At 59.2% G+C, this 15,122-nt stretch carries 18 protein-coding genes; 9 read left to right on the forward strand and 9 right to left on the reverse strand.

What is annotated here, in order from left to right; all coding sequences use genetic code 11:
• Entirely contained in the window at positions 1-1,296 is a 1,296-nt protein-coding gene (locus tag GH722_07995) for an MFS transporter (protein ID MRG71706.1), read from the forward strand.
• A 35-nt stretch (positions 1,297-1,331) separates the two neighbouring features.
• Here the strand turns inward: GH722_07995 and xth are convergent, their stop codons facing one another.
• The 3 genes from xth to GH722_08010 all read right to left on the reverse strand — a co-directional run bounded on the left by xth (position 1,332) and on the right by GH722_08010 (position 3,783).
• A complete protein-coding gene (xth, locus tag GH722_08000; protein MRG71707.1) occupies positions 1,332-2,123 on the reverse strand; it encodes an exodeoxyribonuclease III in 792 nt (263 codons plus the stop codon).
• A 288-nt stretch (positions 2,124-2,411) separates the two neighbouring features.
• Positions 2,412-3,245, reverse strand: a complete 834-nt coding sequence (locus GH722_08005; GenBank protein ID MRG71708.1) for a gamma-glutamyl-gamma-aminobutyrate hydrolase family protein — start codon at positions 3,243-3,245, stop codon at positions 2,412-2,414.
• Positions 3,163-3,783, reverse strand: coding sequence for an outer membrane lipoprotein carrier protein LolA (locus tag GH722_08010; protein ID MRG71709.1), 621 nt, complete (start codon positions 3,781-3,783; stop codon positions 3,163-3,165). Before GH722_08010 ends, GH722_08005 begins: the two co-directional genes overlap by 83 nt.
• A gap of 45 nt (positions 3,784-3,828) precedes the next feature.
• Here GH722_08010 and GH722_08015 point away from each other — a divergent pair, with 45 nt between their 5' ends.
• Positions 3,829-4,347, forward strand: a complete 519-nt coding sequence (locus tag GH722_08015) for a L,D-transpeptidase family protein (GenBank protein MRG71710.1) — start codon at positions 3,829-3,831, stop codon at positions 4,345-4,347.
• 11 nt (positions 4,348-4,358) lie between these two features.
• Here the strand turns inward: GH722_08015 and GH722_08020 are convergent, their stop codons facing one another.
• Positions 4,359-5,390: a polysaccharide deacetylase family protein gene (locus tag GH722_08020; GenBank protein MRG71711.1), complete on the reverse strand. Its 1,032-nt coding sequence runs from the start codon at positions 5,388-5,390 to the stop codon at positions 4,359-4,361.
• A 59-nt stretch (positions 5,391-5,449) separates the two neighbouring features.
• Here GH722_08020 and tsaB point away from each other — a divergent pair, with 59 nt between their 5' ends.
• Together tsaB and rimI are read left to right on the forward strand one after the other, a co-directional pair.
• The gene (tsaB, locus tag GH722_08025) at positions 5,450-6,154 is read left to right on the forward strand and encodes a tRNA (adenosine(37)-N6)-threonylcarbamoyltransferase complex dimerization subunit type 1 TsaB (GenBank protein MRG71712.1); all 705 of its coding nucleotides are present in this window, start codon (positions 5,450-5,452) and stop codon (positions 6,152-6,154) included.
• Positions 6,151-6,609 (forward strand): ribosomal-protein-alanine N-acetyltransferase, encoded by a 459-nt coding sequence (gene rimI, locus GH722_08030; protein ID MRG71713.1) that lies wholly within the window; start codon positions 6,151-6,153, stop codon positions 6,607-6,609. The genes tsaB and rimI overlap by 4 nt, the downstream gene beginning before the upstream one ends.
• A gap of 14 nt (positions 6,610-6,623) precedes the next feature.
• Here rimI and GH722_08035 read toward each other — a convergent pair whose 3' ends face one another.
• The 4 genes from GH722_08035 to GH722_08050 all read right to left on the reverse strand — a co-directional run bounded on the left by GH722_08035 (position 6,624) and on the right by GH722_08050 (position 10,832).
• On the reverse strand, positions 6,624-7,112 hold the full coding sequence (locus tag GH722_08035) for a TRAP transporter small permease subunit (protein MRG71714.1): 489 nt from the start codon (positions 7,110-7,112) through the stop codon (positions 6,624-6,626).
• Positions 7,113-7,184: 72 nt separating this feature from the next.
• Complete coding sequence (locus GH722_08040; GenBank protein MRG71715.1) at positions 7,185-8,177, reverse strand: hypothetical protein; 993 nt, start codon at positions 8,175-8,177, stop codon at positions 7,185-7,187.
• A gap of 39 nt (positions 8,178-8,216) precedes the next feature.
• Positions 8,217-9,494, reverse strand: coding sequence for a TRAP transporter large permease subunit (locus GH722_08045; protein MRG71716.1), 1,278 nt, complete (start codon positions 9,492-9,494; stop codon positions 8,217-8,219).
• Between the two features lie 3 nt (positions 9,495-9,497).
• On the reverse strand, positions 9,498-10,832 hold the full coding sequence (locus GH722_08050; protein ID MRG71717.1) for an FAD-dependent oxidoreductase: 1,335 nt from the start codon (positions 10,830-10,832) through the stop codon (positions 9,498-9,500).
• Between the two features lie 117 nt (positions 10,833-10,949).
• Here GH722_08050 and GH722_08055 point away from each other — a divergent pair, with 117 nt between their 5' ends.
• Positions 10,950-11,840, forward strand: a complete 891-nt coding sequence (locus tag GH722_08055) for a LysR family transcriptional regulator (GenBank protein ID MRG71718.1) — start codon at positions 10,950-10,952, stop codon at positions 11,838-11,840.
• Positions 11,841-11,849: 9 nt separating this feature from the next.
• Here GH722_08055 and GH722_08060 read toward each other — a convergent pair whose 3' ends face one another.
• A complete protein-coding gene (locus tag GH722_08060) occupies positions 11,850-12,119 on the reverse strand; it encodes a sulfurtransferase TusA family protein (protein MRG71719.1) in 270 nt (89 codons plus the stop codon).
• 115 nt (positions 12,120-12,234) lie between these two features.
• Between GH722_08060 and GH722_08065 the strand changes: the two genes are divergently transcribed.
• From GH722_08065 to GH722_08080, 4 genes are all read left to right on the forward strand, one after another.
• Positions 12,235-12,654, forward strand: a complete 420-nt coding sequence (locus GH722_08065; protein ID MRG71720.1) for a MucR family transcriptional regulator — start codon at positions 12,235-12,237, stop codon at positions 12,652-12,654.
• 103 nt (positions 12,655-12,757) lie between these two features.
• Positions 12,758-13,183 (forward strand): transcriptional repressor, encoded by a 426-nt coding sequence (locus tag GH722_08070; protein MRG71721.1) that lies wholly within the window; start codon positions 12,758-12,760, stop codon positions 13,181-13,183.
• A gap of 151 nt (positions 13,184-13,334) precedes the next feature.
• A complete protein-coding gene (locus GH722_08075; protein MRG71722.1) occupies positions 13,335-14,144 on the forward strand; it encodes a GNAT family N-acetyltransferase in 810 nt (269 codons plus the stop codon).
• Positions 14,141-14,992 carry a 1-acyl-sn-glycerol-3-phosphate acyltransferase gene (locus GH722_08080; protein MRG71723.1) on the forward strand — a complete coding sequence of 284 codons (852 nt, stop codon included), beginning with the start codon at positions 14,141-14,143 and terminating at the stop codon, positions 14,990-14,992. The genes GH722_08075 and GH722_08080 overlap by 4 nt, the downstream gene beginning before the upstream one ends.
• The last annotated feature ends 130 nt before the right edge of the window (positions 14,993-15,122 follow it).

The raw sequence follows: 15,122 nt of genomic DNA on the forward strand, positions 1-15,122 counted from the left end.
ATGCGTTTCGTAATCGGATCGGCTAGCATTCCGCTCCCGCCTTCTGATGGTTGTTCTGTCATGCCCCTGAAGCTGTCGCCCCTGCATCTGATTATTGCTGTCTGCATCGCGCATGTGCTGAGCATGTCCAGTATGTTCGCCTTCGTCGCCCTGATTGATGTGTTCGAGGCGGCCTGGGGCATCAGCCAGACCGAATCCGGTCTGATCAGCGGGGTTTTCTTTGTCGGCTATATCGGGGGCGGGTTGTTGCTGGTCACCCGCACCGACAGTATTGACCCGAAACGCATCTATCTTTTCTCAACAGGAATTGCCGCCTTGTCGGCGGTCGGCTTCGGGCTGATTGCCAGCGGCCTTGTCAGCGCCCTGATCCTGCATGCGGTTCTGGGTTTTGCGCTGGCCGGTTCCTACATGCCCGGCCTGAAATGCCTGACGGACAAGCTGGAAGGTGCCCGGCAGTCACGGGCGGTGGCGATCTATACCTCCAGTTTTGGTGTGGGAACGGCGGTTTCCTATTTCCTTGCCGGGCGGCTGAATACGGTTCTGGGCTGGGAGATGTCCTTCATCCTGCTCAGTGCGGGGTCAGTGCTGGCCTTCCTGATCGTGCTGATTGTCGTACCACCGATTGACCGTGAACGTACCCCGGTTCGTACCAGTCACAGCTTTGACTTCATGCCGGTTCTGCGCGCCCGTCGCTGCATGGCCTATATCATCTGTTATCTCGGCCATAACTGGGAGCTGTTCGGTTTCCGCTCGCGCATGGTGGTGTTTACCGCCTTTGCTTTTGTGACCGGCAGCGCGACAGGCGGGGAGGTTCCGGTGCGGGCCACCGATATTGCCGGGATCATCAGCCTTGTTGCCCTGCCAGCCAGCGTTATCGGCAACGAGATCGCCATCCGTATCGGCCGTCGCCGCTGGCTGCTGATCGTGATGACAAGCTCCGCCATTGCCGCCTGCTTTTTCGGGTTCTCGGCAAATCTGTCGCCGCTGATGGTGGTTGCGGCTCTGGTAATCTATGCCGCCTTTATCGCCGGTGATTCCTCGGCGATTACCTCGGGCATGGTGGCCAATGCACCGCCGGGCTATGCGGGCGCTGCGATGGCGCTGCATACCTCGCTCGGATTCGTCGGCAGCGCCATCGGCCCGATTGCCTTCGGACTGGCACTGGATCTCAGCGGCAACGGGGCGACTGTCATGTCCTGGGTTATCGGCTTTGCCGCCATGGGCCTTGGCGTCATCATCGGCCCGGTCGCCCTGCTGATCATCGGTGAACGTAAAGGCGACCCGGTCGAGAAGTAAGGCTGTCTCGAAGGATGAAGGGCAGCCGGAGGCGCCTACAGGTCCAGTTGCACCGTTACCGGCACATGGTCTGACGGTTTTTCCCAGCTGCGGGCATCGCGCAGGATGCTGGCTTCTGACAGGGCGGGCGAAAGGTCAGGTGTCACCCAGACATGGTCGAGGCGACGGCCCCGGTCATTGGTCTGCCAGTTCGGGCTGCGATAGCTCCACCAGCTGAACAGCTTTTCGTCCGGTCCGTGGATATGGCGGATGGCGTCAACCCAGTCACCGGCGGCCATGACACCGTTCAGGCCTTCGGTTTCAACCGGCGTATGACTGACAATCTTCAGCAGCTGTTTATGCGACCAGACATCAGCTTCCAGCGGGGCAATGTTCAGGTCGCCAACCAGTACCTTTGGCACACCGTCGGTCTTGCGGCGGTCTGACCAGGCGGTCATCTCGGCGATGAAGTCCAGCTTGTGGCCGAATTTCTCGTTCTGTTCGCGATCCGGTATGTCGCCACCGGCGGGGACGTAGAAATTATGGATTTCCGGTCCGGCTTCCAGTCGCGCACTGATATGACGGCAGTCCTCGCGTCCACACCAGATGTCACCACCGGTTTCTGCAAAAGGCAGGCGGCTCAGAATCGCGACGCCGTTATAGCTTTTCTGGCCGCGAATGACGTGATGGGTAAATCCCAGTTCGGCAAAGGCATCAACCGGAAACAGGTCGTCCGTAACCTTGGTTTCCTGAAGACAGAGAACGTCCGGACGGGCGGTCTCAACGAGTTGCGCCAGACGGTCTGCACGAAGCCGGACAGAATTGACGTTCCAGGTGGTGATTCTGATTTTCATCGCGGCACTTTATCAGCCGGATGATGATAATCCAGCGGTTGCAGGCCGGGTGCTGGCGAGGATTTTTGACCGGGAATCGAGAACGCCCGGTCAGGGGGATAACCGGGCGCTCGATTTAGCTCCTCTTCGGAGCAAAGGAAGTAGGGGAGACCTCCTTTGGGTTTGAGCGGTATGCCGCTCTCTCTTGAACAACAGATAAGGAGGAATAATCGGTTAATCAATAGGCAGGCTGCACATAAGATGTGCAATTATTGCAATGCTGATCCGCGATCTGTGCCGGTGTCAGCGCCGGGCGTTGTGCGCCCTGACGGCACGCCCAAACGCCGAGAACAAATGCCGGGAAAACGGGTTCTCGCCAAACCGGTGTTCCGGATGCCACTGGACGCCGACCTGGAAGGTCCGGCTTTTGGTAATCCGGACGGCTTCAACCGTGCCGTCTGCGGCCATTGCCTCGACGGTCAGTCCGTCGGCCAGCCGGTCAATGGCCTGCTGGTGGATCGAATTGACCTCAAGTTCCGTCTCGTCACCATTCAGCCCGGCCAGCACACCGCCTGCGGTCAGGGTAACGCCGTGGGCCGGCCCATACTGGACATCAAGCGGCTCACCTTCCGGGGCACGATGGTCGATGCGGCCGTCAACTTCCTGCAGATGCTGATGCAGGCTGCCGCCCAGCGCGACGTTAAGTTCCTGAATACCGCGACAGATCGCCAGCAGCGGAATATCCCGGCTGACCGCCTCGCGGATCAGGGCAAGACTGCTTTCATCACGGATGACATCCAGCGCCAGACCTTCACGGGGGGCGACACCCTGATAATTGTCGGGATGCACATTCGAGGTTGATCCGGTCAGCATGACGCCATCGACCGCATCAAGCAGCGGGCCGACATCCTGCCGGGGCGTCATGGACGGGGCCAGAATGGCGCCGCAACCCGCGCCATCGACAACGGCGCGGACATATTTGTGTTTTACGATTTGTTGCTGATGTCCGTCGATTTCGCCAACGCAGCAGGGAAGAACAACAAGCGCCATGATATCAGTTACCTCCGCCGCCACCGGCTGTATAGGGATTGGCAAAATAGAAGTCGCCGTTTTCCAGCGAAACGCCCCGACGGGCATCAAACAGGGTCAGCTTTGTCGACAGTCCCTGTGCGTCATGCACGACCCACTGGCGCAGTTGCAGCGGCTGGTCGGAAAAGATCAGGGTGACGGAACCATTTCCCAGATCATCCTTGTCGGCGACGGTTGCCGCGATCAGGCCCGGACGGCGTTCCAGCGCGGTCACCACAATCCCGTCATTGCTGCCGTCGAGCACAACCTTGTCATCCAGCAGGACGGACAGAGGGGTTGTGGAAATCGGCACCGCGGTGACCTGTTTCAGTTCCTTGTCGTGGTAATGCACAAACAATCCGTCAGCGATGACTTCGATCTGCGCCGGGGGGTCATACTCAAAGCGCATCCGGCCCGGTCGTTTCAGCGCCAGCGATCCCTCCGCCATGCCGCCGTCGGGTGCGACCTGCAAAAAGCGGGCGCGTAATGTGGTGATATCGTTAAGATAGGTCTCGATCCGCGCAATATCCGCGGCATCTTCAGGCGGGGTCGCCGAAAATGCGGGAGTCGCGAGCATCAGTGAAAACAGGACGAAGATAAAACGCATGAGCAGAAATTCCGTTTGCTGTCTGGTTAATCAGACGAACGAGCCATGAAATTGATCGTTCACCCCGAGGGTTGCAAGGGGCTAATTGACTCAGGCGCGGGCAGCTTTCCCTGCGCGCTTGGCCGGGGTGGTGTCACCAGGACAAAAAAGGAAGGTGATGGCGCAACACCTGCCGGTGTCTGGCCCTTACGACGCCTGCTGGTTCGGACCGACCGGATCGCCGTGAATGACCTTGTCACAGGGCTGCCGTCCAGCCCGATCGACCGGCTGGACGGATGGTGCGACGACCCGGCCCACGCTGCCTACAACCGCCCGGTCCGGCTGCCTTTTGACGCGGGTCATGAAGTGATGTGGCGCGATGACCATCTGTATGATCTGGTCGTGATCCTCGGCCATAACGACGCCCCGCCGGTGCCGGGTTGCGGCAGTGCGATCTTCATGCATCTGGCCCGTCCGGATTATGGCCCGACCGAAGGCTGCGTTGCGCTGGCCAGAAAGGATCTGCTGGCCGTGCTGGCGACAGTCCGGGAAAACGACGAGATTGAAATTTTGCCAGAGGACTGAATTCGTCCGGGCTATTGCGGGTCGATCACGAACTGGGTGCCGATCCATCGCCAGCCGCCACCGGTTGCCGGCACCGTGCAGTTGATGCGCCCGCGCCCGGTTGGAAAGGGTTTGTCGAACCGGACTTCCACCCGGCTTGCGCCCAGCCGGTTGACGGCAACCTGTCCCAGATGTGACGCGAAACAATTCATCAGGTCGCTGTTATCCAGCCGCTGCGTCAGGGTAAAGCCAAATTGCGGCGGATTGTTTGCGGCAGTCAGGGCCATGTCTTTCGGGCTGATATCGGTGGCCGGAATCGGCAATGTGCCAATCGCAAGACGAAACCGGTCGGTCTCGCCATAACGTTCATTCAGGGCGAATCTTGGGAGATAGTGAAAGTCACTGCCCGCATGGGTGGGGCCGGAATGCTGGCCGAAGGCGGCTTTGAACCCGTAGGCCCGGACGGCTTCCCTGACGGCAAGGCTGGCCTCGCCATAGGGATAGGCGAAAAGTGCGGGGACATGCCCCAGCTCGCTTTTGAAGCGTTCTGCGGCACGATCCAGCTCGGCGACAACCTCTTCCGGGGTGATGCGGGTCAGATGGGCATGGCTCGTGGTATGATGGGCAATCTCCATCCCTTCGTCTGCCAGTTGCCGTATGTCATCCCACGACAGGACGCCGGGGGACGCAGAATCGACCATGTCGGTGCTGACAAACAGGGTCATCGGATAACCGGCAGCTTTCAGACGCGGCCATGCCTCGGTCATCACGCTTTTATAGGCATCATCAACCGTAATGGCGACGGCGCGGTCCGGCAGGGTTTCACCGGCCGACAGCCGGTCAATGACATGCGACAGCGGCAGCACCGGCACATCCTCGTTTTGCAGAATCCGCAGATGCTCCTCGAACTGTTCAATCTGGATATTTGTCGATGGAAACTGGTCTTCGCCGAAGCGGTGATACATAACGACAACGGCTGAACGGCCCGCGTCCGAGGCGAAGGTGATCCGGGTCGACAGGCCGAGATGCACCGCGATGAGCAGAAACAGGATTAATCTCGTCATGTCGTCAGGTTACCCGTCCCGGGGCTGGCAAAAAAGCCCTTCCGTGAAACTGTGCAGTGATGGCTGATATGCAAAAACGGCTGGCGATTGATACCGCTACCGGGGCCTGTTCGGTTGCGGTTTCTGACGGAGAGCAGATTGTCGCCCGGTTGTATCAGGAAATGCGGCGCGGGCAGTCAGAGCATCTGATTGGTATGATTGAGGCTGCGATGGCAGAAAGCGGCGTCGGATTTCCGGAGCTCGATAGCATTGTCGTGACCCGCGGACCGGGAGCTTTCACCGGCTTGCGGATCGGGCTTGCGACCGCCCGGGCCATTGGTCTGGCCTGTGGAAAACCGGTCTTTGGTCTGACGACGACAGAAGTGATTGCGGCGGGCATCCAGCGTGGTGAAGACAACCCGTCTTTTGTTCTGGCAGCGGTCGATGGCCGCCGGGCAGAGCCTTATGTGCAGATGTTTGCTCCCGACGGTACGGCCTGTTCTGACATCATCGCCGCGACGCCTGACAGCATTGCAGGGGTTATTGCGGAAGCACCTTTCATTCTTGCCGGTGACGGCTGCGACAAGGCAGAGCCGATGCTGCCGCGCCTCCCGTTGCGACGAATCGACGTGATGCCGGATGCGGCAGAAATGGCGTTGCTGGCGCATCGGCAACGGACATCCGGGATCGACCTGTCACCGGCTGATCCGCTTTATATCCGCCCGCCCGATGCTGTCACCCAGGCGGATGCTGAAGCTGCCCGGCGGGCAAAGCGGGGCGAATGACATCCCCGGCGCAGATCCGCGCTGCGGGCGAGGCCGATGCCGCACAGATTTCCGGCCTGTTCCGGTTTTCCGATCTGGATGCCTGGACGCCGGAGAATGTGCAGTGGCTGATGCGTGAACAACGGGCGGTGGCCCTGATTGCAGAGGTCGGTGCGGAAGTCGCCGGTGCGATTATCGGCTCAGGCATTGCCGGAGAGGCGGAGATTTATGCCCTGATCGTCAATCCCGCATTCCGGAAACAGGGATGGGGCCGCCGGTTACTGACGGTCTTCACGGATATCTGCCGAGACCGGGATATTGAAGTGATCCATCTTGAAGTGGCAGTTGATAATGCGGCGGCACTTGCCCTGTACCGGCAGGGCGGGTTTGCAGAGTCCGGACGACGCCCCGGTTATTACCATCATGACGGAAAACCGGTTGATGCGCTGTTGATGTCGCGCAGGCTGCAAACCTGAACTCTTCTGGTGGTTCAGGCAGCGGGAGGCCTTGCATCTGATCGCCGCCCGGCCAGATGCAGCAATTCCTGCAAGGCAATGGGGATGAAGGCAAAGGCCGGGGCGACCTTGAAGGCAATGTCCGGGATACCGAAAACCGGTGATTTAAGTCGCAGATAGGGCCAGACCTGCCAGAGCTGATACAGCACGAACAGAACCAGTAAGATCACACCAAGCGAGATGATGATCCCGGCAAGGCGTTTCAGGCCGGGGCCAAACAGATCGGACAGCACGGAAACGCAGATATGGCGTCCGCGCCGGTGCAGAATCACGCTCATCGGAAACACCACCCAGACCAGCGCCAGTGCGGTCAGTTCCTCAAGGCCGAGGAATGATTTCTCGAAGGCGTAACGCCAGATCACCTGCGCAAACACAGCCAGCACCAGCCCTGCCAGCAACAACTGGCTGAGACGGAGATAGAGCATCGACAGGCGGTCGAGGAGGTGATCCAGCGCAGCGAACATTCAGTATGTCGTCCTTCTCTCAGATCGGTACGGGGCGGGCCGGATAGGGGGGGTGCCCGCCCCGGCGAGGCGTTACTCGATAGCCTGAATTTCAGCCATCAGTCCCTTGGCCCAGAGGCCATCGGTTTCCTGCTGTTCAGCGGCTTCGGCCAGCAGGTGCTGGAACGGAGCCGGATTGATGGCAATGACAAAGCCGCCGTCACCGGTGATTTTTGCAGCCACCTGCGCGGCGCTGGCTTCTGCCAGTTCGACGGAATAATCGGTGGCCCGGCTGGCGGCTTCAGCCAGCGCAGCCTGTTCGTCTTCTGTCAGCGCCTGATATTTGGTTTCATTGATGGCCAGACTGATCGCCGCATAGACGTGATTGGTCCGGGTGACATAGGGAGCAGCGAGATGGAATTTCTGGCTGACGACGGAATCGAAGGGTGATTCCATTGCGTCGACGACACCGGTTTTCAGCGCCTGAAAGCTTTCACCCCAGGGGACAGAAGCCGGGTTGGCACCAACGGTTTCCCAGGTCTTGATATAGGACGGAATGCCCGGCACCCGGAATTTCAGACCCTTGACGTCAGCCGGTGTGAAAACCGGCTTGGTGGAGACCACAACCCGCGGCAGCTTGCGCCAGTTTGCGGCGAGCAGGCGAAGGCCGTGCTGGTCACGGAGAGCATCTGCCATCCGCTGATGAACCGGTGATTTCAGGAACCGGTCAAAATGTCCGGCATCACGGAAGGTAAAGCCCCAGCTCACCACATTGTAATCGGCATTGAAGTTGCCGTAATTCGAGATGTCTTCGACAACAAGGTCGATAATTCCGGCAGATGTCTGCTGAATGGCGGCTTTGCCCTTGGCCAGTTGCCCGGACGGGAAGACCTTGATTTCCAGCGAGCCGTTGGAAAGGGCCGCCGCCTCGTCCGCGAAACGGGTTGCGGCAAGGCAGGTCGGGTTGGTCGGTGCCGACGGGCAGGCCAGCCGCAAGGTGGTGGCAGCACTGGCCGTGGAGGCCGTGGCAAACAGACCGGCGGTCATACCGGCGGCAATGGCAAGTTTCACAAGTTTCATGGTCATCTTCTCCCTCTCTGGTTTTCCGGCCTGTTCAGCAGGCCGTCAGTTAACAGTCAGCAGCAGTTCAACCGGCAGCAGTACCAGCGCCGGAATATAGGTAATCAGCCCGAGCACGAGCAGAATCGGGATCAGAAACGGCACGATGGCACGGGCCGTGTCGATGAACCGGATTTCCGCAATCTCGGTAACAATATAAAGTGCCCATCCCAGCGGCGGCGTTATCAGGCCGACCGTCAGGTTCAGGACCACCACGACGCCCAGATGCACAGGGTCAACACCCAGTGCGGTTCCCATGCCGATCAGGGTCGGGGTGAAGATAATCAGGATTGAGGTCAGGCTCATGAAGGTGCCGAGCAGCAGCAGCACGAGATTTACAGCAGCCAGAAAAGCCCAGCTTCCGTAACCGCTTTCCTGAAATATCTTTCCCAGTGCTTCCGGAATCTGCTCGGTTGTTACCAGCCAGCCGAACAGCGAGGACAGCGCCAGAATGAACATGATCTGGGTCGTGGTAATCAGCGCCTCTTCCAGCATGGCGGGAATGGCCCACGGGTTGAGGTCGCCCTGGATCAGCGAGACGGCCAGCGCATAGACCACGGCAACTACGCCTGCTTCGGTCGGGGTGACAATGCCGAAGACCAGACCGGCGAGAATGACGAGCGGCGTCATCAGCGGTAGGATATTGGTGCGCAGGCTGCGCAGGATCTCGATCAGTCCGGCGCGCTGTCGCCGTTTCACACCCGGCGGGGCGGCGACCCAGACATAGACCATCATGAACAGGCCCAGCATCAGGCCGGGAATAAGACCGCCGAGGAACAGGCCGGGGATCGAGACATCGGCCATGGTGCCATAGAGGACCATCAGGATCGACGGCGGAATGATCGGCCCGATACAGCTCGACGCGGCCGTCACGGCAGCAGAAAACGGCCTGGGATAACCGGCTTCTGTCATCGCCCTGATCTCGATCCGGCCCAGCCCGGCGGTATCGGCGACGGCCGAGCCGGAAATACCGGCAAAGAACAGGCTGGAGAGAATGTTCACATGCGCCAGTCCGCCCCGGACATGGCCGACCAGAAGGTCAGCAAACCCGAAGATACGTTTGGTCACACCGCCGGAATTCATGATTTCACCGGCCAGCACGAAGAACGGGATCGCCAGCAGGGTGATACCACCAAGGCTGTCGACCATGGAAAAGATCAGTACCGTCGCCGGGATATCGGAGACCAGCATGCAGGCGACCGACGCGATGCCCATGGCAAGTGCGACCGGCGTGCCGAGCAGCATGAAGAAACCAAAGGTCAGGAACAGGACTGTCATGGTCATCAGTCAGTTCCCCAGAAAGGCGTTCTGCTGACGCAGTCCGGCCTGAAGTTCTGCAATATCGACGCTGCGAAAATCACCCTGATCGCGCCCGGCCAGTGCCGCCGCAAACCCGGCGGCCTGACCAATGGCCATGGCGGTCGGCATCACACGGACGGCGGCAAAGGCGTCGGCTTCCGCTGAAATACCCCGTCCGGCAGCAGCGATATTGTTGAGGCCGACCGGCAACAGCGAGCGATAGGGAATGCGATAAAAATGATCTTCACCGAATTCTTCAATCGTAAGGCCTGCGCCATCGGCGTGGTGGATGTCGATCGGATAGGCACCGCAACAGACCGTATCCTCGAACACCCGCCCGGCCCGCAGGTCGTCGGCGGTCAGCACATAATCACCGGCGGTGCGGCGGGTGTCACGAACGCCAAGCTGCGGCGCTGTCTGACAAAGTCTTGCCGCTTCACATCCCGGAAGGTTGTGGCGCAGGAACCGGGCGATGCGGCGGGCCTGACGGCGGCCTTCCATTTCACCGGCGCTCATCGAGAACGGGTCGGTGGCATCGACCGTCACCCGGCTGATATTGAACCAGGCAACATCGGCACCGGGCACCCGGCTGTAATGCAGGGCAGCCCGCGGCAGGTCGCCGGATGCCAGCCCCTGCTGAACGATATGCCGGCGCTCTTCGGCACTTACCTTGTCAAGCCGGGTGAAATCGACCGGTGACATGGCGAACATCATCGTTGCCGGCTGGGGCCCGGCGGCTCCGGCTTCCAGAAAACGGGCACCGGTTGCACCCAGCAGGGCCATGTCGCCGGTCGCATCAATGAAACAGCGTGCCCGCAGATCAAGGGGGCCTTTCTGACTGGCGATCTGGACCGACGTCAGATGGTTGCCGGTCATCCGGACCCCACAGAGGGTTGCATGAAACAGCACAGTCACGCCGGTTTCAGCCAGCAGGTCATCAAGAACGGTTTTCAGAATTTCAGGATCATATTCAACCCGGTTCATCAGATGACCGGTGGACATGACAAAGGTTCCGAGACCGTGAGCGCCTTCTTCCCTGACCAGCCGTTCTGTAATCTGTTCAGCGACACCGCGGATAACCTTGCGGCCACTGCGCGTCGTCCAGCCGACAAACTGGGCGACCGATCCGGCTGTTGCAGCACCACCAAGAAAGCCATGCCGTTCGGCCAGCAGCACGCGGCTGCCTGCCTGCCGCGCGGCAAGGGCGGCGGCAATGCCGGACATACCACCGCCAATAATGACGACGTCGGCATCTGCAGGCGACGGATACGGTGCGGGCTTTGGCTGCGTCTGGCTCAGTGTCTCTCTCCCGATGGTCCGCATTCTGAAATGACGCGGTATCCATATTCACTTCAAAACCTAAGGTTTTCAGGCGAAAACCGTCAATTAACTTTCCTTCTGTTGAGATTAGCATCATGTTAATATGAGGAGGATGTCCTCATGCTCAGTCTGCGTCAGATCGAAATGCTTCGCGCGGTCATGCTGACCGGGTCGATCACCCGTGCAGCAACAATGCTGAATGTCTCACCACCCAGTGTCAGCCGGATGCTGAAACATACGGAATCCGCGGCGGGGGTCCGGTTCTTTGAACGTGGTCCTTCAGGATTTGTAGCGACGCCGGAGGCCAGGGCCCTGCTGGGTGATCTGGAAGAAATCCATGACCGTATCCTCCGCATCAACCGCCGGATTGAAGGTGTTGGCGAGGCAACTGATGAGCGACTGGCGATTGGTACCTCGCCCGGCCTTGGCCTGTCGGTGGCACCCGAAGCCCTGCGGCGGCTGCATCAGGCGGCGCCGAACCTCCGGCTGTTCGTGGATACCCTGCATCTCGATGAAATTGTCCCGGGCTTGCTGCTTGGCCGGGTAGATCTTGCACTGACGATTTTTGACATGCAGGACCCGCGGGTCACAGTCTCCCGGCTGGGGCAGGGACGGATGATGGCGCTGGTGCCGCAGGGGCATCCTCTGGCTGACCGGGCAGTGGTCGCTTTTGCTGATCTCGCTGCCTATCCGTTCATCGGCTTTGAAGAACGGGCGTTTCAGCAGCAGCTGATCGAGCGGCTGGCGACAGAGACCGGTGTCCGGCTGTCCATTGATGTCCGGGTGCGGCTGGTCGTGACCGCCTGTTTTCTGGTGCGTCAGGGTTTCGGTGTCACCCTGATGGACAGCTTTACCATCACAGGTGATGTGGTGCCGGGTGTCGTGGCTATTCCGCTGGTCGAAGACATTCCCATTTCGCTGAATGTTGTTCATGCGCCGGAAGCGCCGGTGTCATTCAATGCAGAGCGGTTTCTGAATATTGTCAGCGATCTGGCAGCATCAAAAAGCTGAAGACAGGTTTCAGGTTTTACGAATAAGTATCCGTCGTTGCCCCGGCCGTGCCGGCATCTCTTCGATGGCCAGAACTTCCCAGCCCATTTCACGGGCGGAACGCGGGACATTTTCCAGCGGTTCACCTTCATTCAGGATAACCTCCAGCACCTCCCCGACAGACATCCGTTCCATCCGGAGCTTGGTTCTGACAAATGTCATGGGGCAAATGTCGCCGGTAATATCTATTTGTTCGTTCACAACCGGGTTACTGTTCTGCTGTATTACGTTGTTTGTCATGAAAATGAGCTGCTTTGAACAGGATATTAAAGTAAATGCAGGGCTTTTGTATTGCAGAACACAGGGTCCATCTATATATCTTCTCACAGAAATCCAAATATCCGGACGAACGTGAATGACTGACGAAAATAATTCAAGTGAACTTCTGACTCTGACCACTGATATCGTATCGGCACATGTGTCGAACAATACGGTTGCAGTAAATGATCTGCCGACGCTGATTCAGGAAGTATTCAAAACCCTTTCAAGCGTAGGCAGCACACCGGTGGTTCCGGAGCGCCCGCAGCCGGCGGTGCCCATCAAGAAGTCGATCACGCCCGATTACATCATTTGTCTGGAAGACGGCAAGCAGCTGAAAATGCTGAAACGCCACCTCAAGACATCTTATGACATGACACCGGAAGACTATCGGGAACGCTGGGGCCTGCCCGCAGACTATCCGATGGTTGCGCCGAACTATGCCGCGCACCGCAGTAATCTGGCAAAGCAGATCGGCCTGGGCACCAAGCCGAAGAACCGTAAAGCCCGGCGCTGATTTCGTTGCAATAAACATCTGCGCCGCGGCTTGGAGCCGCGGCGTTTTTTGTTTATGGTGAGGCAACGCTACGGGATGGCGGTTGAAGCAAGGGAGAACCGGCATGCAATCAGATCGAATTGAGCAGCTTTGTGTCGAAAAAGGCATGAAGATGACCGGCCAGCGCCGGATTATCGCCCGTGTCCTGTCGGAATCCGAAGACCATCCTGATGTCGAGGAGCTTTATCGTCGTGCTTCAAGCCACGACTCGAACATCTCGATTGCGACCGTGTACCGCACGGTCCGCCTGTTTGAGGAAGCCGGTATTCTGGAACGTCATGAATTCCGCACCGGCGATGGCCAGACCCGTGCCCGCTACGAAGAAGCTTCCGATGATCATCACGATCATCTGATCGATCTGAAGTCCGGTGATGTCATCGAGTTCTTCAATGACGAAATTGAGCGTCTTCAGATCGAGATCGCCCGCAAGCATGGCTACAAGCTGGTCGATCACCGGCTCGAACTTTATGGCATCCCGCTCAAGAAGTAATTCTGAGTACTGGCGGCTGTCATCATGATGCAGTCAAACTTTCACTGATCTGACATTTACCCGTCACGGCACTGTCGTCTGACGGGCCTATCTTCCGGTTTGTTCGCCGCCTGTTTTACAGGTCGGCTGCCTGTAACCGGAAGGAAATGTCATGGTCAAGGAACTGGCACAGTCGGTCGCCGGTCAGTTGCAACCTGCCGCCGCCGGCCTCACGGTCCGGCTGGCTGAAAGCCGCGCTGAAGTCGAAGCCTGTCAGGCGCTGCGTTATCAGGTGTTTCACGAAGAAATGGGTGCCCGTTCCGGAGATCTGGTCCGGCGCCGGAAACTTGATGTGGATGCTTATGATGCGGATTGCGACCATCTTGTCGCCATCGATCCGGCATGGCCTGAGAACCGGGGCATTGTGGCGACCTACCGGCTGATTCGCCGGCATGTGGCAGAACGGGTCGGATGTTTCTACACCGCGACCGAATTCGACATTGATGGTCTGATCCGGCAGGGCGGCAACCAGCTTGAGCTTGGCCGGTCCTGTGTTGGTGCCGGACATCGTACCCGCGCTGTCATGCAGATGATGTGGCAGGGAATTGCCGGATATGTTGCCGAACACAGGATTGATGTGATGTTTGGCTGCGCCAGCCTGCCGGGAACGGATATCATCAGGCTGGCACCGGCCTTGTCATATCTTCACCACAACCATCTGGCCCCGGCTGACTGGTGCCCGGTTGCCCGAGATCATGTCAGGGCACCCTTCACGCCGCTTGATGCGGGCGAACTGAATGCCAGACGCGCCTTTGCCGCGCTGCCGCCCCTGCTGAAGGGCTATCTGCGGATTGGCGGTGAAGTGGGCGAAGGGGCAGTGCTGGATCATGATTTCAACACCACGGATGTCTGTCTGATTGTCCGCACGGCCACCATTACCCAACGCTATCGCAACCACTATCTCGACCGGGGTGGCGAATGACGCCCGCCGCTGAGGCAATGGACGATGCGGGCTGGCTTGCCGGTGGCGCACCGCGCGGTCGTCTTGCCAGCCTGCCGCTGCACCTGCTGGCGATTACCCGGCTGGGACTGATCCTGATCGTTACCGCCCTGCTGGCGGCGATCTATCTGCCGGTCACCGGTTTGCGCCTGCGCCGTCTGCCAGACCGGATCTACCGGTTATGGGCGGCGATCGTCTGCCGGATCTGCGGCTTGCAACTGGTGATCCGGGGAACACCGGCTGGCGGGCCGGGATGCCTTTATGTCGCCAATCATTGCTCCTATCTCGATATTCCGGTCCTCAGGGCAATTCTGGATGCAACCTTTGTGTCCCGCCATGATGTGTCCGGCTGGCCGGTACTGGGGCCGCTGGCCCGGATGACCGGCACCCTGTTTTTTGAACGCCGCCCGGCACGCAGCGGCGAACAGACCCGCCAGATGACCGGACAGTTTGAAAAAGGCCGGTCCATCATTCTGTTTCCGGAAGGTACCAGCACCGATGGCAACCGGGTGCTGCCTTTCAAGAGCTCCCTGTTCGCTGCGGTCGGGCGTTCCCAGGGCATGACCCGGATCGTCCAGCCCGTAACCATTGCCTATACCCATCTGTATAATGTGCCGATGTCACTGGTTGAGCGGCCATTATTCGCCTGGTATGGCGATATGGACCTGGCACCGCATCTCTGGCAGTTGCTGCATATCGGCCGTGCCACGGTTGAAGTGACCCTGCATGACCCGGTCCGGCCAGAGCAGACCGGTGACCGCAAACAGCTGGCCGCAATCTGTCGTCAGTCGGTCGCTGATGGCCTGCGGAAATCACTGACAGGACGGTAAGTCCGGCGGGACGGCTGAATAAGTCCGGTCGAATGCCGAAAATTACCTGAAAAACGGCAGTTTGCTTGACAGGGTAGCGGGCAATGCTAGTTATCGAGGATCACTGAAGATTTGAGAGGCCGCTACCGGT

It is taken from the genome of Alphaproteobacteria bacterium HT1-32 (assembly GCA_009649675.1).
Classification (GTDB): domain Bacteria; phylum Pseudomonadota; class Alphaproteobacteria; order Rhodospirillales; family HT1-32; genus HT1-32.